Source organism: Pseudomonas sp. 01L34, assembly GCF_056400265.1.
This window is the reverse complement of the sequence record NZ_JBFTSX010000004.1, coordinates 349,315-368,620: the sequence shown is the minus strand read 5'-3', so window position 1 is coordinate 368,620 and position 19,306 is coordinate 349,315. Positions and strand designations below refer to the sequence as shown.

The 19,306-nt window shown below is 60.9% G+C and carries 16 protein-coding genes and 1 pseudogene (1 of these 17 cut by a window edge); 9 read left to right on the top strand and 8 right to left on the bottom strand.

The features are described 5' to 3' along the window. The first annotated feature begins 10 nt into the window (after nucleotides 1-10). From AC1DQM_RS13705 to AC1DQM_RS13695, 3 genes and pseudogenes are all read left to right on the top strand, one after another. Complete coding sequence (locus tag AC1DQM_RS13705) at nucleotides 11-748, top strand: S-methyl-5'-thioinosine phosphorylase (protein WP_019579918.1); 738 nt, start codon at nucleotides 11-13, stop codon at nucleotides 746-748. An 11-nt stretch (nucleotides 749-759) separates the two neighbouring features. Beyond that, nucleotides 760-972 (top strand): annotated as a pseudogene (locus AC1DQM_RS13700) (sigma-54-dependent Fis family transcriptional regulator); the annotation flags it as partial. A 383-nt stretch (nucleotides 973-1,355) separates the two neighbouring features. Then, the gene (locus AC1DQM_RS13695; protein WP_018925324.1) at nucleotides 1,356-1,610 is read left to right on the top strand and encodes a DUF1652 domain-containing protein; all 255 of its coding nucleotides are present in this window, start codon (nucleotides 1,356-1,358) and stop codon (nucleotides 1,608-1,610) included. A gap of 48 nt (nucleotides 1,611-1,658) precedes the next feature. Here AC1DQM_RS13695 and AC1DQM_RS13690 read toward each other — a convergent pair whose 3' ends face one another. From AC1DQM_RS13690 to AC1DQM_RS13680, 3 genes are all read right to left on the bottom strand, one after another. Beyond that, a complete protein-coding gene (locus AC1DQM_RS13690) occupies nucleotides 1,659-2,015 on the bottom strand; it encodes a hypothetical protein (protein ID WP_018925325.1) in 357 nt (118 codons plus the stop codon). A gap of 249 nt (nucleotides 2,016-2,264) precedes the next feature. Beyond that, the gene (locus AC1DQM_RS13685) at nucleotides 2,265-2,666 is read right to left on the bottom strand and encodes a lysozyme inhibitor LprI family protein (protein ID WP_477746352.1); all 402 of its coding nucleotides are present in this window, start codon (nucleotides 2,664-2,666) and stop codon (nucleotides 2,265-2,267) included. Between the two features lie 59 nt (nucleotides 2,667-2,725). Next, a complete protein-coding gene (locus AC1DQM_RS13680) occupies nucleotides 2,726-3,646 on the bottom strand; it encodes an ADP-ribosylglycohydrolase family protein (protein ID WP_018925327.1) in 921 nt (306 codons plus the stop codon). 198 nt (nucleotides 3,647-3,844) lie between these two features. Here AC1DQM_RS13680 and AC1DQM_RS13675 point away from each other — a divergent pair, with 198 nt between their 5' ends. Next, a complete protein-coding gene (locus AC1DQM_RS13675; protein ID WP_018925328.1) occupies nucleotides 3,845-4,333 on the top strand; it encodes an SRPBCC family protein in 489 nt (162 codons plus the stop codon). A 573-nt stretch (nucleotides 4,334-4,906) separates the two neighbouring features. Here AC1DQM_RS13675 and AC1DQM_RS13670 read toward each other — a convergent pair. After that, nucleotides 4,907-6,232, bottom strand: coding sequence for an aminotransferase-like domain-containing protein (locus AC1DQM_RS13670; RefSeq protein WP_258612435.1), 1,326 nt, complete (start codon nucleotides 6,230-6,232; stop codon nucleotides 4,907-4,909). 89 nt (nucleotides 6,233-6,321) lie between these two features. Between AC1DQM_RS13670 and AC1DQM_RS13665 the strand changes: the two genes are divergently transcribed. Next, a complete protein-coding gene (locus AC1DQM_RS13665) occupies nucleotides 6,322-6,951 on the top strand; it encodes a LysE family translocator (protein ID WP_018925330.1) in 630 nt (209 codons plus the stop codon). A gap of 26 nt (nucleotides 6,952-6,977) precedes the next feature. After that, entirely contained in the window at nucleotides 6,978-7,307 is a 330-nt protein-coding gene (locus AC1DQM_RS13660) for an antibiotic biosynthesis monooxygenase (RefSeq protein WP_018925331.1), read from the top strand. Between the two features lie 37 nt (nucleotides 7,308-7,344). On the opposite strand, the gene inhA is transcribed toward AC1DQM_RS13660, so the two are convergent. Further along, nucleotides 7,345-8,031 (bottom strand): isonitrile hydratase, encoded by a 687-nt coding sequence (gene inhA, locus AC1DQM_RS13655; RefSeq protein WP_064619088.1) that lies wholly within the window; start codon nucleotides 8,029-8,031, stop codon nucleotides 7,345-7,347. Nucleotides 8,032-8,121: 90 nt separating this feature from the next. Between inhA and AC1DQM_RS13650 the strand changes: the two genes are divergently transcribed. Continuing rightward, on the top strand, nucleotides 8,122-9,114 hold the full coding sequence (locus tag AC1DQM_RS13650; protein ID WP_204124995.1) for a GlxA family transcriptional regulator: 993 nt from the start codon (nucleotides 8,122-8,124) through the stop codon (nucleotides 9,112-9,114). Here the strand turns inward: AC1DQM_RS13650 and AC1DQM_RS13645 are convergent. The 3 genes from AC1DQM_RS13645 to AC1DQM_RS13635 form a co-directional block, all read right to left on the bottom strand. Next, a complete protein-coding gene (locus AC1DQM_RS13645; RefSeq protein WP_477746351.1) occupies nucleotides 9,083-9,973 on the bottom strand; it encodes an alpha/beta fold hydrolase in 891 nt (296 codons plus the stop codon). The genes AC1DQM_RS13650 and AC1DQM_RS13645 overlap by 32 nt on opposite strands. A 59-nt stretch (nucleotides 9,974-10,032) precedes the next feature. Beyond that, nucleotides 10,033-10,422, bottom strand: coding sequence for a hypothetical protein (locus AC1DQM_RS13640; RefSeq protein ID WP_086945113.1), 390 nt, complete (start codon nucleotides 10,420-10,422; stop codon nucleotides 10,033-10,035). 507 nt (nucleotides 10,423-10,929) lie between these two features. Then, the gene (locus AC1DQM_RS13635) at nucleotides 10,930-12,753 is read right to left on the bottom strand and encodes a glycoside hydrolase family 15 protein (RefSeq protein ID WP_477746350.1); all 1,824 of its coding nucleotides are present in this window, start codon (nucleotides 12,751-12,753) and stop codon (nucleotides 10,930-10,932) included. Between the two features lie 196 nt (nucleotides 12,754-12,949). Here AC1DQM_RS13635 and AC1DQM_RS13630 point away from each other — a divergent pair, with 196 nt between their 5' ends. Both AC1DQM_RS13630 and AC1DQM_RS13625 read left to right on the top strand, forming a co-directional pair. Next, nucleotides 12,950-13,684 carry a thioesterase II family protein gene (locus AC1DQM_RS13630; RefSeq protein WP_477746349.1) on the top strand — a complete coding sequence of 245 codons (735 nt, stop codon included), beginning with the start codon at nucleotides 12,950-12,952 and terminating at the stop codon, nucleotides 13,682-13,684. Between the two features lie 298 nt (nucleotides 13,685-13,982). Further along, a protein-coding gene (locus tag AC1DQM_RS13625; protein WP_477746348.1) for a non-ribosomal peptide synthetase crosses the window boundary here: on the top strand, nucleotides 13,983-19,306 show its 5' portion. 7,048 nt of this gene lie beyond the right edge of the window; 5,324 of the gene's 12,372 nt are visible here — the first part of the coding sequence; its start codon is at nucleotides 13,983-13,985; its stop codon lies beyond the right edge, outside the window.

Below are 19,306 nucleotides of genomic sequence, written 5' to 3'. Positions count from 1 at the left end.
ACTTTTCGTTATGACGGTTTACGCGATTATCGGTGGCACCGGCCTGACTCAACTCGAAGGCTTGAGCATTCGTCAGTCATTGGCGGTGGACACCCCTTACGGTGCGCCTTCGGCCGAGGTGCAGATCGGTGAGTACGCCGGCAAGGAAGTGCTGTTTCTCGCACGTCACGGCCACCCGCACCGCTTCCCGCCGCATCAGGTGAACTACCGCGCCAATCTGTGGGCCTTGAAGCAGGCCGGAGCTGAAGCGATTCTCGCGGTCAACGCCGTGGGCGGGATTCATGCCGCGATGGGCACCGGGCATTTCTGCGTGCCGCATCAATTGATCGACTACACCAGCGGTCGCGAACACACCTATTTCGCCGATGACCTGGAACACGTTACACACATCGACTTCAGCTATCCCTACAGCGAACCCCTGCGTCAGCGATTAATCGCGGCGTTGGCGGCTGAAGGCGTCGGCTATAGCAGCCATGGCGTGTACGCCTGCACTCAAGGGCCACGTCTGGAAACAGTTGCTGAAATCGCGAGGCTGGAACGTGACGGTTGCGACATCGTCGGCATGACCGGTATGCCAGAAGCTGCATTGGCGCGTGAACTGGAACTGGACTATGCCTGTCTGGCGCTGGTGGTGAACCCCGCGGCGGGCAAATCGACGGCGGTCATTACCATGGCCGAGATCGAACAGGCACTGCATGATGGCATGGGCAAAGTGAAGTCGACGCTGGCGCGGGTATTGAAAGGCTAAGCTCGACACTCTCGAGCGCCAGTCTCGACGGGCTGCTGGCGAGCAATCGGTTGTTGATCGATGCGGCGATGCCGGCCATCGACTATCTGGCCGATCGCCAAGGCAAGGAAGGGCTGATCATCCTCGCCAATTCCGACGCCACCATCCTCGCCGTCGAAGGTCGCGCCGACCGTCTCAAGGGCAGCGGCCTGCAAGACATCACCCTTGGCGCAGGGGCATGGTCTGGCCGTCGGGCGGCCTCGACCCAGTCACCGCCAATGAGCATGCGCGGTGCGCGCTGGATGAACGCCGAGGTGGCGGGAAGCAGATAAGGGAGGGGCATGGCAAGACTTCTTGTTGTGCGTGAAAACGGGGGCTTGCTCACTGTTTGGCAATGGCTGTGCCAAGTGTCGGGAAGGGGCTGATAGCTCAGTGACAGCGGGGTTTTGAGTGATGCGAGGGGGCGGGCGACTCGCTTGGAGGTGTCGCAAATCGCGACAGCCCGATGAGACGACGAGCAACCTGTCACAGCCTTGAGACACCCGCTAATGAGGATTAGAATTTTCAGGCTAAAGGGTGAAATGACGGAGCATTTGCCCGGCATCCATCTGGCGTGAGGGAGGTAGCGATGTTCCTATCACCCCTGGAAATCCAAAACATCATCGAGCAAAGTTTTCTGCCCGCCGTGTGCACCTGTAGCATGGAGGCAGACCAGTTCCTGACGATTCGGGTCTGCGATTGCATGACCGGCAAAGTGGATCTGGTGGCCACTCACGTACCGGTATGGACACTGGACAGTCCCCATGCAATTGCATCGCTGGTGGCTGATATGCGGTTGGAAATCGAGGCTCACAAAGGCGTTCACCCGACGTTCTACAGCTGAACCGATGTCACGCCGCACCTGTCGATGGTGCGGCGTGCGTCTGTCATGTCAGGACGGGATTTTTCGGGAAATCTCATCGAACGTGTCGTTGTCTACAGCCGCCAGCAACCTTCTTCCATCCTTGAGTGTGGCCAGAAAGGTTACCTCGGTTTCCTTGCCAGCCAACATGAAGCCGGCAATTGCGCCGATAGGCCCCAGCAACATGGCCCCCGCCACGCCGAAGCCGATGACATCCTTGATGTTGTTGATCGAATCCTCGTTGGCCACTTCTACACTCTTGAACAATGAGAGCGGGAGGGTGATGCCGGGCCACGGGTGAAGCGACGTCCTGAGCGTGAAAACGCCGTCTGTGTACTCTCCATCACCCTGCAGAAAGTCCCCCGCCAGGACCGTTATGCTTGCCATGTTCTTACCCTCTGACTGGCAATCGGTGAACCCACATTTCGCGCCTGCACTGCAGCATCGTCAATCGCCGGGCGATGAAGTGTTCCGGCCGGGGGCCTCTATGCTTGTCTCACACTGCAACAGATATCGCGATATTAGACGCGGGCGATCTCGTTCAGACGCGCCCATAAGCCAGTTATTTCAAGTAACTGATTGATTTTTATAGTGATCGTTAAGCTGGCACGCGGCGGCATCAAGAACGCCGCAGCATCAAGCCTCAGGCACCGGGCAACTCAAATCCCCTTCCTTACACTTCAAGTAAGTCTTGAAGGCTTCGACCCGCGCCTTGGTCAGCGCCGTGGTGCAGTTGCTATAGATCAGCGGGTAAACACTGCCTCCCTCCACTCCGGACGCCGAGAACTTGCACTCGGCATCGCGAAACGCAATCCATGAGCGCTGGGCACCGACCAACAGCTTCTTGGCGTCAGGGCTATCCTTCAATCGCGTGGTGATCTGCTGGTAAAGCGCATTCAGCTCCTTGTCGGCCGCTTTGTTCTGCTGCGCCGCGCACTGATTCATCGTTGTCTGGTCGGTGGCGTGGTCGCAGTCGACGGCATGCGCAAGAGGGGTGAACAGCAGCGGCGTCAGTGCCAGGAGCAAGCGTGGGTGCATGGGAATTCTCGCTGTGACAATTGAAAAGAGGAGGTTGCAGTGTAGCGAAGACGCAGGCTTCAGCTTGTAGAAAGGGCGCCTGAAGCCGCGAGTAACTGGTCCGCACAAACCTGGATGTCAGCGCGCCTGTGCAACTTCGCCAGCCAGCCTTCAGGGATGGCCTGCGCACCATAGTGAGCCCCGGCCAACTGACCGACGATGGCGGCAGTGGTATCGGCGTCGTCACCCAGGTTCGCGGCTTCGAGGATGGCGGCTGCAAAACTGTCAGTGTGGTGAAAGCACCACAAGGCCGCTTCCAGTGATGCAACGCAGTAGCCGCTGCCCCGGATATCGTCTTTGGACTTGTCGAGGTAGTCGCCTCGGGCGATGGCCATGACTTTTGGTTCCAGGAATATTGTCTCTGGCAGGCGCTGCAAATCCGGCTTGGTGGCGCCTAGCAATGCCTTGCGGAGCAGTTCGGCAAGCAACTGACAGCATTCAAGTGCCTCCGGCGCGGCATGGGTAGTACGCGAACTGTCTACGGAAAACGTCCTGATCCGGTCGCGGTCGGGAAAGTAGTACAAGACTACCGGCGCCAGCCGCATCAGCGAACCGTTGCCCGCCGTGTCGGGATCGGAGGAGCCTGCGAATGGCTGACCGGTTTTCTGATAACGAGCCAGCGCGTCACGTACGGTCATGCCAATGTCGAAGCATTCGCCGGTCGAACTCTGGTAACCCCATTGCCACCAGTTGAGGTAACGGCCCATCTGGTCAGCCGCATCAAAACCTTTTTTGTTCAGCAGACTTTCAGCCAGGCAAAGTGCCATGGATGTGTCATCGGTCCATTGCCCCGGCTTCAGATTGAACGGGCCGCCGCCAACCATATCGGTCAGGGGCTCGAACGAGCCGCGTGGCTGGAATTCGACACTGGTGCCGATAGCATCTGCGCAAGCAAGCCCAAACAGGGTTGCGCGATAACGCTCCGTGAGTGAAGGCTGCATGAATCTTTCTTGTAAGGTTGCACGTCGTTGCAAACGTTAGCAGTTTCAATCCGTTGACTGTGCCTTTCAAACCAGAACTTATGGCCAAAATCGAGGCCGAATATTTCAGGTACGGTTGATTGCAGCGGCCGTTTGATACAACTTTTAGGTTGGTCTTCTGGTCTTTACGGGCCTACTGTTCAATACAGGAGGTGACTTATGAACCCAGCATCAGATCGCATCGAAAGGAAGATCCTGCTCAAGGCGCCGCGCTCGCGGGTCTGGCGCATGCTGGCCAATGCCGAAATGTTCGGACAATGGTTCGGCGTGGCACTCGAAGGCAAGCGCTTTGTCGCCGGCGAGTGGACCCAGGGGCAGATTACGTATCCTGGTTATGAGCACTTGTTGTGGAATGTACTGGTGGAGCGGGTCGAGCCGGAGCGGGTGTTTTCGTTTCGCTGGCACCCGTATGCGGTGGAGCCGGAAGTCGATTACTCTCAGGAGCCCACCACGCTGGTGAAATTCGAACTCCAGGACATGGACGAAGGTACGCTGTTGACGGTCGTCGAGTCCGGTTTCGATCACGTTCCCCAGTCGCGCAGGCTCAAGGCTTTCCGCATGGACAGCCGTGGCTGGGATGAGCAGATGAACAACATCGAACAGTTTCTGGCAGAAAACACCAAGGCCCACGAGCGTCAGGGAAGTTGATGGCTGCAAGCCGCGAAATTCGCGGCTTCGGCCCATGATGGTTGATACGTCCAAGGGTTTTCGGAAGGGTGGCTATAGCGAATGTCTTACACGCGGTAGTAGCTATATCGTCTATTGCTGATTGGATCCGAAGCGTAATCTAGCCCCATCAACTGAAGCACAGGAAGTGCTCAGGGTCACGGATGATCGACCATAAGCAAGGATTGCTGCCGACAGGGAGTCGATATGGTCTTGGGAAAACCCGCTTCGGCGGGTTTTTTTTCGTCTGCAGGAAATTGCGACCGATCTCCCGTACCTGTACCCATACTAGTAGCAGCTGCCGAACGCAGCCTTCGGCAGCTGCTACAGGGGCTGCTTTCAGGTGCTGAATGGTCAATGGCTTACACGCAGCCGCTGTTATGTCGTCTTTTGAAGCTTCGCCAATGTGTTTAATCTGGATCCATCAACTGAACACAGGACGTGTTCAGGATCACGGATGATCGACCATACGCCAGGATGGCTGCCGACAGGATGTCGCAATGGTCTTGAGAAACCCGCTTAGGCGGGTTTTTTTATGGGTGTCAGAAAAGTCCGTCAGATGTCCACGACTTCGCGCAGAGTCTCCAGGGCGCGCTTCAACACGTCGAGGCTGATCGATCCCATGGCCACCCGCAGTGCAGGAGGCACATGAGTGGTCGTGGCAAAGGGTGCGGCGCTGGTCACCTGCACGCCTTTTCGTTCCAGCTCGGCAACCACCGTTTCGGCCCGCAAGCCTTCGGGCAATCTGAGCCAGAGGTAGTAGGAAGCGGGATGCGCCACCAGTTCGCAGTTTTTCAGGATTTGCCGAGCCAGGTCCTGTCGCTGCCGGGCGTCCAGGCGTTTTTGCTCTTCGAGGTTGTCGACTTCGCCGCTATCGATCCAGCGGCAGGCCAGCGCGACGGTCAGCGACGGGGTGCTCCATGTCGACACTCGGATGGCTTGCTCCAGCGCCGGCATCATCGCTTTCGGTGCAACGATGAAACCGATGCGCAGGCCCGAGGCAACGCTTTTCGACAGGCCGCTGATGTACAGCGTGCGCTGCGGGGCCAGGGTAAACAGCGGTTTGGGTGCCGGTTCTGCGAGGAAGGCATAGGCGCCGTCTTCGATGATCAGAAAGTCGTATCGCTCGGCCAATTGCACCAGGCGTTCACGGTCGGCGATGGACATCACCGTCCCCAACGGATTGTGCATCGTCGGCATGCTGTAGAGCGCCCGCACGGGGCGCCGCTTGCACAGCGCTTCCAGGGCGTCGAGGTCGGTGTGCCCGGCGATTTGCGGGAGGGCTTCGAGGTCCAGCCGATGGGCCTGGGCCAAGGTTTTCAGGCCGGGGTAGGTGAGGGCGTCGAGGGCCAGAATATCTCCCGGCTTGAGCAGTGCCATCAGCGTCACGGCAAGACCTTGCTGGGCACCGTTGACGATCAGAACCTGATCGCCCCCCACCCGAATGTCCCGATTGCGTAAATGCCGGGCAGCCGTCTGCCGTTCATGCGGCCGCCCGCCCTGAGGCGCGGAATGCAATAGCGCATCGATATCCCCGGAGGCGGCAATCGCTCGCAAACCCTCGCGCAATAACTCGTCCTGACCGGGTACCGACGGGTAATTGAAGGTCAGGTCCACCGTGCCGATGCCCAGTGGTTGCTGTTCCAACCCCAGTCCGCGAGGCAAGGACGTGTCGCGCACAAAGGTGCCACGGCCGGTCTCGCCGACCACCAGGCCGATCGCCTCCAACTCGTGATAGACCCGCAAAGCCGTGGCCAGGGCGATCCGTTCGCTCTGCATCAACGCGCGAATGGTCGGCAATTGCGTGGCGGGTGGCAGTTCACCGCTGCGAATCTTCCCGGCGAACTGATCCACCAGGCGTTTGTAGCGAATACGGGTCATGGGTGAGCGCTCTTTGTATCTGGATCAATTTTTTGTTTGTATCAGATTGGCGCTCTAATCTACAGGCTTTCCAGGACGGAGACTTCGCTGTGATTGACCCTGCGACCTTATCGATTTTCGTCGGCGCGGTGATGCTGTTGCTGCTGTCACCCGGGCCGAACATGGCCTTCGTAATCAGCCATGGTGCCAGTTATGGCTGGCGCGGCGGTGTGGCGTCGGGATTGGGCATTGGCCTGGCCGATCTGATCCTGACGGCGCTGACCGCGATGGGGGTTACGGCACTGGTTGCCAGTTGGCCACCGGCCTTCGACCTGATCCGTTATGCCGGCGTTCTGTATCTGCTGTGGCTGGCGTTCAAGGCGTTGCAAAAGCCATCGGCCAGCGGCACGTCGGATGTTGCGCAGGTGCCGCTCAAGACCCTGCTGATCCGGGCGATGCTCAACAGCCTGCTGAACCCCAAGGCCTTGCTGTTTTTCATGGTGTTCCTGCCGCAATTCGTTAACGCGCAACGAGGCTCGATTGCCGTACAGCTGGTGCTGCTGGGCATGGTGCTGACCCTGGTCAGTGGCGTGTTTCACACCCTGCTCGGGGTTTTCGGCAGCACGGTCAGCCGGCGTATTTCCAGCACGTCGACATTCGCCACATGGCAGTCATTGGGGCTGGCCGCGGTATTGCTGTTGCTCGCCGTCCGGCTGGCCCTGATGACACGTCCGGCCTGACTCATTCACTGAAAAGGAACCTCTGCATGTACATCGCATCGTTTATCTACAAACCCGGGCAACGAGACGAGGAGTTCAACCTGTTGAGCACGTTGATCGACGAAGTCGCGATCAGCATCGAAGGGTTCGTCGGTACCCAGTCCTGGTGCTCGGCCGATGGCGAATTGGTCAACGCCAGTTACTACTGGCAGGACGAAACCTCTATCCGGGAATTCGCCAGCCACCCCAGGCACCTGGAGGCCAAGCGTCAGTACCGCAAGTGGTATGCGGGTTATCAAGTGGTGATCGCTAAAGTGGAGCGGGCTTATGGCGATGACTCGTTCGAGCTGTTTGTGCCGAATGGCCGGCGTGAGTGACTGGCTGCGGGGGGATAGCCCCCCGCGGCCATCTCTTTCACTGGAGGTCGAGTTTCGCCGCTGCACGTTCGGTGATTTCCGTACGTAATTTCAACGACCCGGCAGCACGTTTACGGGCTTCCTCCAGTACGCCGGCTGGCGCTGTCTCGGGGCTGCCCGAAGCAAACGGCGGTGCCGGGGCATATTCCAGCTGCAATTGCACCAATTGCGCGGTGTCCTTATCGAACAATTCAGCGGCCAGGGTCAGGGCAAAATCGATTCCCGCGGTGATCCCGCCACCGGTCAGCAGATTGCCGTCGCGCACCACCCGATCCTTCACCGGGATCGCCCCCAACAGCCCGAGCAACTCGTGATACGCCCAGTGCGTGGTGGCGCGCTTGCCCTTGAGCAGCCCTGCCGCGCCAAGCACCAGGGCACCGGTGCAGACCGAGGTGACATACCGCGCCGTGGCGGCCTGAGTCTTGATGAAGGCCAGGGTTTGTTCATCCTCCATCAATGGGCCGACGCCGCCACCTCCGGGAATGCAGATCACATCCAGCGGCGGGCAATCGTCGAAGGTGATGGTCGGTTTCAACACCAGCCCGGTACTCGCGGTGACGGGCACCAGGTCCTTCCAGATCAGGTGCACCTTCACGTCCGGCAGCGAGGCCAGCACGTCATAAGGGCCGGTCAGGTCCAGTTGTTGAACCTGTGGAAACAACAGTAAACCGATCTGCAACGTCATGGCGTTTTTCTCCTGATTGGGGTGGACGGCTTCACTGTAGGCTCGTAGGATTTGGCGAATACGCCAATAACCCCACGAATTACGCCAATCATGCCAAACCACCCGAAAACCATTCATGTGCTGGCCTTCGCCAACGTGCAAGTGCTCGATGTCACCGGGCCGTTGCAGGTGTTTGCCTCGGCCAACGACATTGCCCGCCAGCAAGGTCTGCCGCCGCCCTATGCGCCGTCGGTGATTGCCAGCGGTGGCGGGGCGGTGATGTCGTCGGCGGGGTTGGCACTGTTGGCAGAACCGCTGCCGGATCGGGGCAGCGACACCTTGATCATTGCCGGTGGCTGGGGCGTTTACGCGGCGGCGCAGGACGCGTCGCTGGTGGGGTGGGTGCGTGAGCATGCGCGAGATTGCCGGCGGGTGTCGTCGGTGTGTACCGGGGCGTTTTTGCTGGCGGCCAGCGGCTGGCTTGATGGTCGACGGGTGGTGACGCACTGGACCCGCTGCGAGCAATTGGCGCAGCAGCATCCCAAACTGCAGGTCGAACCCAACCCGATCTTCATCAACGACGGTCCGGTCTGGACCTCGGCCGGGGTTACCGCGGGCATTGACCTGGCGCTGGCCATGGTCGAACAAGACCTCGGCCGAACCATGGCCCTCGAAGTCGCCCGGCAACTGGTGGTGTTTCTCAAGCGGCCGGGGGGCCAGTCGCAGTTCAGCGTGACCCTGTCTTTACAGAAAGAAGGCAACCGATTCGACGAGCTTCACGCCTGGATCAGCGAAAACCTCACCAAAGACCTCGGCATTCCAACCTTGGCCTTGCAGGCCGGGATGAGCGAGCGCAGCTTCGTCCGTCACTACCGCGCCGACACCGGCCAGACCCCGGCGCGGGCCATAGAACTGATTCGGGTCGAGACCGCGCGACGACTGCTCAGCGACACCGGCGTACCGATCAAACGGGTCGCGGTGCAATGCGGGTTTGGTAGCGAAGAGACCCTGCGCCGCAGTTTTCTGCGGGCCATGGGCGTGACACCGCAGGCTTATCGCGAGCGGTTTTCCGTCAGCCCTTCAGCAGATCCAGTATTGCCCTGAGCGTCGCTTCGGGTGCTTCCTCGGGAATGTTATGCCCGACGCCCGCCAACACTCGGCGTTCGTAGGGGCCGGTAAAATGTTCGGCGTCTTCATCGACTTCAGGCGCGGGCCCCACACCGTCATCGGCACCGCACAGGGAAATGGTCGGCACGCTGATTGCCGGTTGTCGGGTCAGCGCTTGTTCCATCCACTCCAGCGCCGGGTCGCCAGGCGCATACATGAACCGGTGCCGGTACGAGTGAATTACTACGTCGACGAAATCCGGATTATCGAAGGCTGGCGCGCTCAAGGGATATCGTTCGGCATTTTGCGCCCAGGTCGGTGACCACAGGCGCCAGAGCAGTTCGCACAGGGCCCGGCGGTTTTGGGTCAAGCCTTCCACGCCGCGCGGGGTGTGGAAGTAATACTGATACCAGAGACGATGTTCGGTCTGCGGATCCAGAGGCTGGCTGGAGCGGGGAATGTTCTGCAGGTTGTAACCGTCCCCGGTCACCAGGCAGCGCACCCGCTCCGGCCTTAGCGCCGCGACAATGCACGCCGCCCGACCGCCCCAGTCGTAACCGCACAGCGCGGCCTGTTTGATGGCGAGGGCGTCCATCAGGTCCAGCAAATCCTGGGCGAGGGCGGCCTGCTGGCCAGAGCGCAGGGTGGCGGGGGAGTTGAAACGGGTCGGGCCGTAGCCGCGCAGGTACGGAACGATCACACGGTAGCCCTTTGCGGCGAGGGCTGGAGCGATGTCGTCGTAGGCGCGGGGGGAGTAGGGGAAGCCGTGCAGAAGGATGACTGGGTCACCGGTGCTGGGGCCGTGTGTTTCGCAGGCAATATCGAGGTTTGGCGTCAGGACATGTTGGATCTGCATTCGATGCTCCATGGGCTGTCTATCAACGGCTGATTCAGATCGACCTGAGGCCTTGCTTCTCAGGCTTCCACGTCCGCTACCTGGTTGAAATACTTCGACCGATCCGGCGTAAATGTCACGACCATTTTGGTCCTGGAACAGGTCAGTGCCCGTTCTGCGCTCAGATCAATATCCAGATCTTCCCCGCGTAACCCTTGCCATTGGGCGAGGTATTTGAGGGATCCGTATTTTTCGAGTTTCTTCAGGCTGCGGCTGACGCCACCTTTCCAACCCAGCACCGGGAGTTCGCCGGTGAGGCATTGGTGGGCGAGGTCGGGGAAGCGGGCGGCGCGCTGACGGCCGATCTCCCAGCATTTGATCAAGCCTTTGTCGGGGCCTTCCCACAATTCAGTCCGGTTCAGGCCTGATCGGAGTGGGACGTTGATGCTGCGATGGATGCGCTGGGTCATTCTGGTTCCTTGAATTCGGGTTTTGTTGGACAGCTCCGCTGTGCCCGTTGAGCGTGGATGGTAGGGATGGATGTAGGTGCTGGCAACAAGGTATTTCCGGATGTAGGAATCAGTTACCAGGTGTTGATTGGGCTGGTTTGTTTAGTGAATGTAGGCGATTGGCCTACGCAATCCTGTGGCGAAGGGGCTTGCCCCCGTTCGGCTGCGCAGCAGTCGCTAAGCCAGTAAATACAGTGCTTCTGGAGGAATGTGGTTGAGCATTCGAGGGGCCGCTACGCGACCCAACGGGGGCAAGCCCCCTCGCCACGGGAGGTCATTCCTGCCAGGCAGAGTGTGTTTAAGTTCATCGCGGGTAGGTCTTGATCCTACAAAAAGTGTCGTAAAAGTGGATATTTCTGACGAGTTCTGGCGGTAGTCACAACGGCGGTACCGAAGCCAGCGCCACCCACAGTTGAACGGTATACATCTGTAGGAGCGAGGCTTGCCCGCGAAGCAGTCACCTCAGTCTCAAGGCTGCCAGAAGTTCTTCTCCCCACTCAACTTCCGATCCAGAAAGCTCGCCGCGCTGATCAGCGCCAGGTGCGTCAGTGCTTGCGGTGTATTGCCCAAATGCCGCGCGTGGCTGTCTAGCTCTTCGGCGTACAACCCCAACGGGTTGGCGTACCGCAGCAATTGCTCGAACTCCAGCTGCGCCTTTTCTACCTGGCCGGCGCGGGCCAGGCATTCGACGTACCAGAACGAACAGGCAGCGAAGGCGCCTTCGGTGCCGGGCAGGCCGTCGATCTGGCTGTCGTCGTTGCGGTAGCGGTAGACCATGCCCGCACGCACCAGGTGTTTTTCGATGGCTTCGAGGGTCGCGATCCAGCGCGGATCCTTGGCGCTGACGAAGCGCACCAGCGGCATCAGCAGCATCGAGCCGTCGAGGCCGGTGCCGCCGATGTGCTGGACGAAATGCCCGCGTTCTTCGTTCCAGAAGTTGCTCCAGATGTCGGCGTAGATCGCTTGACGGGTCTGGTCCCAACGGGCAAAAGGGGCGGGCAGCGAGCGTTTGGAGGCCAGCCGGATGGCCCGATCCAGCGCTACCCAGCACATCAGTCGCGAGTGCAGGAAATGATGCTGCTCGCCGCGCATTTCCCAGATGCCAACGTCCTTTTGCTGCCAGGTTTCGCAGACCTGATCGACCACTTCCACGGTGTGTTTCCAGCCTTCGTGGGAGATCGCCTCACCGTACTTGTTGACCAGGTACACCGCGTCCATCAGCTCGCCGAAGATGTCGAGCTGGATTTGTTCGTAGGCCTGATTGCCGATGCGCACCGGCGTCGCGCCGCCATGGCCGGACAAGTGCGCCAGTTTGACTTCCGGCAACTCCTGGCGGCCATCGATGGCATACAGAATATTGAGTTTCATCGGTTTACCACGGCAATCGCTGACCCTGCCGCGTAGCCAGCGCATGTAGGCGTTGGCTTCTTCGACGAAGCCCAGGCGCATGAAGGCGTAGACGGTGAACGAGGCGTCGCGGATCCAGGTGTAGCGGTAGTCCCAGTTGCGTGTGCCGCCAGGTGTTTCCGGCAGACCGAAGGTGGCGGCGGCGAGGATGGCGCCGTGTTTGCGCGAGGTCAGCAGCTTCAGCGCCAGGGCCGAGCGATTGACCATTTCCCGCCAGCGCCCGCGGTAATTGGACTGGCCGATCCAGTCGCGCCAGAACTTCAGGGTGCGCTCCAGGCACAGATCGGCGGCGCCTTCCTTGAAGCGCGGATCGTCAACGCCGCCGAGCAAAAACTCGGCGCTCTGGCCCTGTTCGAGGGTGAATTCGGCAATCGCTGCGTTGCCCTCGACGCGCAAGGGCTGATCCGCACACAGCTGCATGGGCGGCTGACCGGTGGCCTCGAAATACACACTGCGGCCGCGCGCCCGCGCCTTGGTGTGAGCCCGCGCATAGTCATGACGCAGGTAGCACAACATCTGAATCGTCGCTTGACCGCTGACCACGCGCACCCGGCGCATCAACATCGGCCAATCATCCTCGCTGTCGCCGATGGGCAGCAGGTCGGTGACTTCGACCACCGCATGATCGCTGAGCCAGCGGGTTTGCAAGACGTTGGTGTCGGGCAGGTAAATCTGCTCGCGGCGGGCGTCGGGCAGGTCCGGAGCCAATTGGAAGATGCCGGCTTCGGGGCTGTCCAGCAGCGAGCAGAAGATCGACGGGCTGTCGAATTCCGGCCAGCAGAAAAAGTCCACGCTGCCCTTGTCGTTGACCAGCGCCGCGCTGCGCATGTCGCCAATGATGCCGTGGGCGTCGATCGCGCTTTGTCGTTCGGAAGGATCAGCCATTGCCGCAGAACTCCGGGATTCGAGGGCCTAACCAGCTGACTGGTTTAAGCCACAGAGAGTTCATTTGGCGACGAACCGGCCTTCACACTCAACCAATAATTCGACGCTTTCTCCCAGGCGGGATTTATCGGCGCCGACTAATTTGCGCCGCTTGCGGGTCGTCTTCCCCTACAGACGACTTTTCGAGGTAAACGCGGTGACCAAGCTGACCCTGCTGTGCCTGCCGTATTCTGGCGCCAGTGCCATGGTCTACAGCCGCTGGCGGCGCAAGTTGCCGCAGTGGCTGCTGTTGCAACCGGTGGAGCTGCCGGGGCGGGGCGCACGGTTCGGCGAACCGCTGCACACCGACATGCGCGCGCTGGCGATGCAATTGGCCAGGGAGTTGCGTTCTACGCTCAAGGCGCCCTATGCACTGTTTGGCCATAGCCTGGGCGCCTTGCTCGCGTGTGAACTGGCCCACGCCTTTCGTGCGCTGGGCTGCCCGGAACCGGTGGCGCTGTTTGCCTCGGGAACGGCGGCGCCAACAATGCGGGCCGATTACGATCGCGGCTTTGCCGAGCCGAAAACCGATGCGCAGTTGATCGAGCAGCTACGAACGCTCAATGGCACCAGCGAAGAGGTGCTGGCCAATGAAGAGCTGATGAGCCTGACACTGCCGATTCTGCGTGCGGATTTTCTATTGTGCGGGCGTTTTCAGCCAGTGCAGCGGCCATTGCTCAAGTGCCCGGTGCATGTGCTGGGTGGCAAGGCCGACAAGGCCACCACCGAACAGTTGATCGGCTGGAGCAGGGAAACCCACGGCAGCTTTTCGGTGGACATGCTGGCCGGTGGGCACTTCTTCATTCATGAGCACGAAGCCAAGGTGCTGCGGGTGATCAAGGATCAGCTGAGGGGGCATCATCGGCGGCATGCCTTGGTTGCAACTGCCTGAACATCCGCCCGGTTTCACCCTGTGGGAGCGAGCCTTTGTGGCGAGGGGGCTTGCCCCCGTTCGGCTGCGAAGCAGTCGTAAGCCCTATGCATGCGGTTTGACTTTGAAATGCCGGGGGCGCTTCGCACCCCAACGGGGGCAAGCCCCCTCGCCACACAAGGGTTACGGTCATCTGTGTTTCCTCGCTCGACCTCCCTTCCTGATACTTGTTCTCAAACGCTAATTTTTCCGGTCTGCATTCGTTTCATAGGGACGACGTGCCTTTGTGCTTCCTGCCTACTGATCCGGATGCTAAGAAATGAATGCTGAAGACTCCTTGAAACTTGCTCGCCGGTTTATCGGGTTGCCCCTGGAAAAGCGCCAGATGTTCCTTGCGGCCTTGCACAAGGAGGGCGTGGACTTCGCCCGTTTTCCGATTCCGCAAGGGGTCGAGGCCGAGGACCGGCAAGCGCTGTCCTACGCCCAGCAGCGCATGTGGTTCCTCTGGCAACTGGACCCGCACAGCGGCGCCTACAACTTGCCGGGCGCAGTGCGCCTGACTGGGCAACTGAACCTGCCGGCCCTGGAGCAAGCGTTCACCAGCCTGGTGGCGCGTCATGAAACCCTGCGCACGGTGTTCCAGCGCCAGGCCGACGAGTCCCTGCAACAGGCACCTGCCAGTGCGCCGTTGGTGATCGAGCAAATTGATTTCAGCGCGCTGCCAACCCTTGAGCGCGAACAGGCCGTGGCCGAGGCCGCCCAGCAGCAATCGTTGCTGCCGTTCGATTTGGCCGTCGGGCCGCTGCTGCGGGTCAAGCTGCTCAAGCTCGCCGAGCAGGAGCACGTGCTGCTGCTGACCCTGCACCACATCGTTTCTGATGGCTGGTCGATGAACGTGTTGATCGACGAGTTCATCCGCTGCTACGACGCCCATGATGCCAGCGTGCAACCGCAGCTCGCGCCGTTGCCGATTCAATACAGCGACTATGCCTTGTGGCAACGCCGCTGGCTGGAAGCCGGGGAGCAGGCGCGGCAGCTGGAATACTGGCAAGCCCAATTGGGCTTCGAGCATCCGGTGCTGGAGCTGCCCACCGATCACCCGCGCCCGGCGATGCCCAGCTATCGCGGCACGCGTTATGAGTTCGGCGTCGACGGCCCACTGGCCGAGCAACTGCGAGCCACCGCGCAGAAGCACAACATCACCTTGTTCATGCTGTTGCTTGGTGCGTTCAACGCGTTGCTGCACCGTTACACCGGGCAGACCGACATCCGCGTCGGCGTGCCGATCGCCAACCGCAATCGCGGTGAAATCGAAGGCCTGATCGGTTTCTTCGTCAACACCCAAGTGCTGCGCACCCGGCTCGACGGCCAGACCCGCGTGGCCGATTTGCTCAGTGACATCAAGGAAACTGCCCTCGGCGCCCAGGCCCATCAGGACTTGCCATTCGAGCGGCTGGTGGAAGCGTTGAAGCTGGAACGCAGCCTCAGCCACACGCCGTTGTTCCAGGTGATGTACAACCATCAGCCGCAGGTGGCGGACATTTCCACGGTGACCACCGCCTCAGGCCTGGAGCTGGGCGTGATCGAATGGGAAGGGCGCACCACCCAGTTCGACCTGACCCTGGACACCTATGAAAAGGCCGGCACACTGCATGCCGCGCTGACCTATGCCAATGATCTGTTCGATGCGCCGACCATCGAGCGCATGGCGCGGCACTGGACCCATTTGCTGCACGGCATGGTCAGCGACAGCCAGCAGCGCATCAGCGATTTGCCGCTGCTTGAAGCCGAGGAATACCAACGCATCGTCCATGATTGGAACCGCGCTGACGAAGGTTTCGCCGATGATCTGTGCATCCATCAATTGATCGACCGCCAGGTCGCCGCCCAACCGGATGCGCTGGCGGCGACCTTCGCGGCCAAACAACTGACTTACGCCGAACTCGACAGCCGCGCCAACCCACTCGCCCACAAGCTGATCGAGTTGGGCGTGGGTCCGGAAGTGCGGGTCGGCGTGGCGATGCAGCGTTCCGACAGCTTGCTGGTAGCGCTGCTGGCGGTGCTCAAGGCCGGCGGCGCCTACGTGCCGTTGGACCCGGATTACCCGGCCGACCGCGTGGCCTACATGCTCGAAGACAGCCGTGCATTGGTGCTGCTGACCGAGCAGGCCGTTGCGGCAACATTGAGCATCGCTGCCGAGACACAAGTGTTGTTGATGGACAGCGCCGAGCCATGGCTGGCCGCTTACCCAAGCAGCGCTCCGGTCACTCGCGTCACGCCGGATAACCTCGCTTATGTGATCTACACCTCCGGCTCCACCGGCAAGCCCAAAGGCGTGGCCATCGCCCATCGCAACGTGCTGGCGCTGATCGACTGGTCGCAATCGGTGTACAGCCGCGACGATATTCAGGGTGTGCTGGCCTCGACCTCGGTGTGTTTCGACCTGTCGGTGTGGGAGCTGTTTGTCACCCTGGCCAACGGCGGTTCGGTGATCATCGCCCGCAACGCGCTGGAGCTGCCGCAATTGCCGGCCCGCGATCAGGTGCGCCTGATCAACACGGTGCCATCGGCGATCAATGCGCTTCACAGTGCCGAGCAGATTCCGCCGGGCGTGCGCATCATCAACCTCGCCGGTGAGCCGCTGAAGCAGTCGCTGGTCGACGCGCTGTATCAGCAACCGACCATCGAGCACGTCTACGACCTCTACGGCCCATCGGAAGACACCACCTATTCCACCTGGACTCGCCGCCAGTCCGGCGGCAGCGCCAACATCGGCCGACCGCTCAAACACACCGCCAGCTATTTGCTCGACGCCGATCTGCAACCGGTGCCGCAGGGCGTATCGGCTGAGCTGTACCTGGCCGGTGCGGGCATCACCCGGGGTTACTTGGCGCGACCGGGCATGACTGCCGAGAAGTACGTGCCGAACCCCTTTGCCAGCAACGGCGAGCGTCTGTATCGCACCGGTGATCTGACCCGCTATCAGGTCGACGGCGCGCTGCAATACGTCGGTCGCATCGACCATCAGGTCAAGGTTCGTGGTTTCCGCATCGAGCTGGGTGAGATCGAAGCGCGGCTGTTGCAGCAGGACGCGGTACGCGAACTGGCGGTGCTGGCTCAGGATGGCGCCAGTGGTCAGCAACTGGTCGCCTACATCGTGCCGACCGATGCCGCGGTGTTGGCGGACGATGCCGATGCTCAAGCGAGCCTGCGCGAAACCCTGAAAGCCGCGCTGCGCCAACATTTACCGGACTACATGGTCCCGGCGTATCTGCTGTTCCTCGAACAATTGCCGTTGACCCCCAACGGCAAGCTCGACCGCAAGGCCTTGCCTGCGGTTGACGGCACCCAGCAACAACGTGAACACGTGGCGCCGCGCACGGCGCTGGAAAAGTCGCTGGCGGCGATCTGGCAAGACATCCTGGCCATCGACAACGTCGGCCTTGAAGACAACTTCTTCGAGCTGGGCGGCGACTCCATTGTGTCGATGCAAGTGGTCAGCCGCGCGCGTCAGGCGGGCATCCTGTTGAGCCCCAAAGACTTGTTCCAGCACCAGACTATCCGCGGCCTGGCGCAAGTGGCCCGCAGCGGCGAACAGAACCTGATCGATCAAGGTCCGGCTGTTGGCGCGGTGGCCTTGGCGCCGGTGCAGCACTGGTTCTTCGAGCAAGCCATCCCTGAGCGTCATCACTGGAACCAGTCGCTGCTGCTGGTGCCGCGCGAAGCGCTGGATGCCGGGGCGTTGGATCAGGCGTTGGCGCAGTTGCTCCAGCATCACGATGGGTTGCGTCTGCGTTATCAACAGACCGATGCCGGTTGGCTGCAGGCTTATGACGCAGCGACTGTTGAGTCGGTGCTGTGGCAACGCTCGGCGCAATCGCTCGAAGAGCTGAATGCGTTGTGCGACGAAGCCCAGCGCAGTCTTGATCTGGGCAACGGCCCGTTGCTGCGAGCGTTGTCGGTGCAGATGGCCGATGGCACTCAGCGGCTGTTGCTGGTGATTCACCACTTGGCGGTGGACGGTGTGTCGTGGCGGGTATTGCTGGAAGATCTGCAGCAGTTCTATCGCCAGGCACGCGATGGCTCGACGCTGACGACGGCGGCGAAAACCAGTTCATACCAGCGCTGGGTGGCGCGTCTGCAAAGCCACCTGCCAACGTTCCAAAACAGTGTCGATTATTGGCAGGAGCAATTGCGCGCCGCGCCGCAAAACGACTTGCCGTGCGACCGCCCTGACGGCGCACTGCAAAACCGTTTCGAGCAGAAAGTCGAACTGACCTTCGATGCCGAACAAACCCGCAAACTGCTGCAACAGGCGCCGGCGGCTTATCGCACTCAGGTCAATGATTTGCTGCTGACCGCGCTGGCGCGGGCCGTGTGCCGCTGGACCGGGCAGGGCAGCACGTTGATCCAGCTCGAAGGCCACGGCCGTGAAGACCTGTTCGACGATATCGATTTGACCCGCACTGTCGGCTGGTTCACCAGTCTGTTCCCGGTCAACCTGAGCCCGGTCGGCGACCTCGGCGCATCGATCAAAACGGTCAAGGAGCAACTGCGCGCGGTGCCGGACAAAGGACTGGGCTACGGCGTGCTGCGCTATCTGGGCGACTCGCAGGTTGGCGCCGCACTGGCAGCCATGCCGCAACCGCGCATCACCTTCAACTACCTGGGGCAGTTCGACCGTCAGTTCGACGAAGCGGCGTTGTTTGTGCCGTCCAGCGAAGGCAGCGGCGTGGCCCAGGATCCGTCGGCGCCGTTGGCCAACTGGCTGACGGTTGAAGGCCAGGTGTACGGCGGCGAGCTGTCGATGAGCTGGGGCTTCAGCCGCGAGATGTTCGACACCACGACCATCCAGCAGTTGGTTGATCAATACGCTGTTGAACTCAACGCATTGATCGAGCATTGCTGCACCCTTGAGGTGCCACAGGCCACGCCGTCGGACTTCCCGCTGGCGCGCATCACCCAGGCACAACTCGATGCATTGCCGGTGGCCGTCGGCCAACTCGACGACCTCTATCCGCTGTCGCCGATGCAGCAGGGGCTGTTGTTCCATACCCTGTACGAGCAGGCGGCGGGTGAATACATCAATCAGTTGCGGGTGGATGTGCAAGGCCTCGAACCGGAGCGTTTCCGCACCGCTTGGCAGGCCACGGTCGATGCCCAGGACATCTTGCGCACAGGTTTTGTCTGGCAAGGCGAACTGGAACATCCGGTGCAGATCGTCCACAAACAAGTGCAGTTGCCGTTCACCGTGCTCGACTGGCGTGAGCGTGAAGATCAGCTTCAGGCCTTGAATGAACTGGCTGATGCCGAGCGCCAACAAGGATTCGATCTGAGCCAGGCGCCATTGCTGCGACTGGTGCTGGTGCGCACCGCAGCCGATCGCTGGCAGCTGATTTACACCCATCACCACATCCTGATGGACGGCTGGAGCAACTCGCAGTTGCTCGGTGAAGTCTTGCAGCGTTACAGCGGTCGCACGCCGGCGTCCTCCGGTGGGCGCTATCGCGATTACATCGCTTGGTTGCAGCGTCAGGATGGGCAACTGAGCCAGGACTTCTGGCGCGAGCCATTGGCGTCCTTGCAAGAGCCGACCCGACTGGCGCGGGTGCTGTCCGGCAATGAAACCCTGAGTGGGCACGG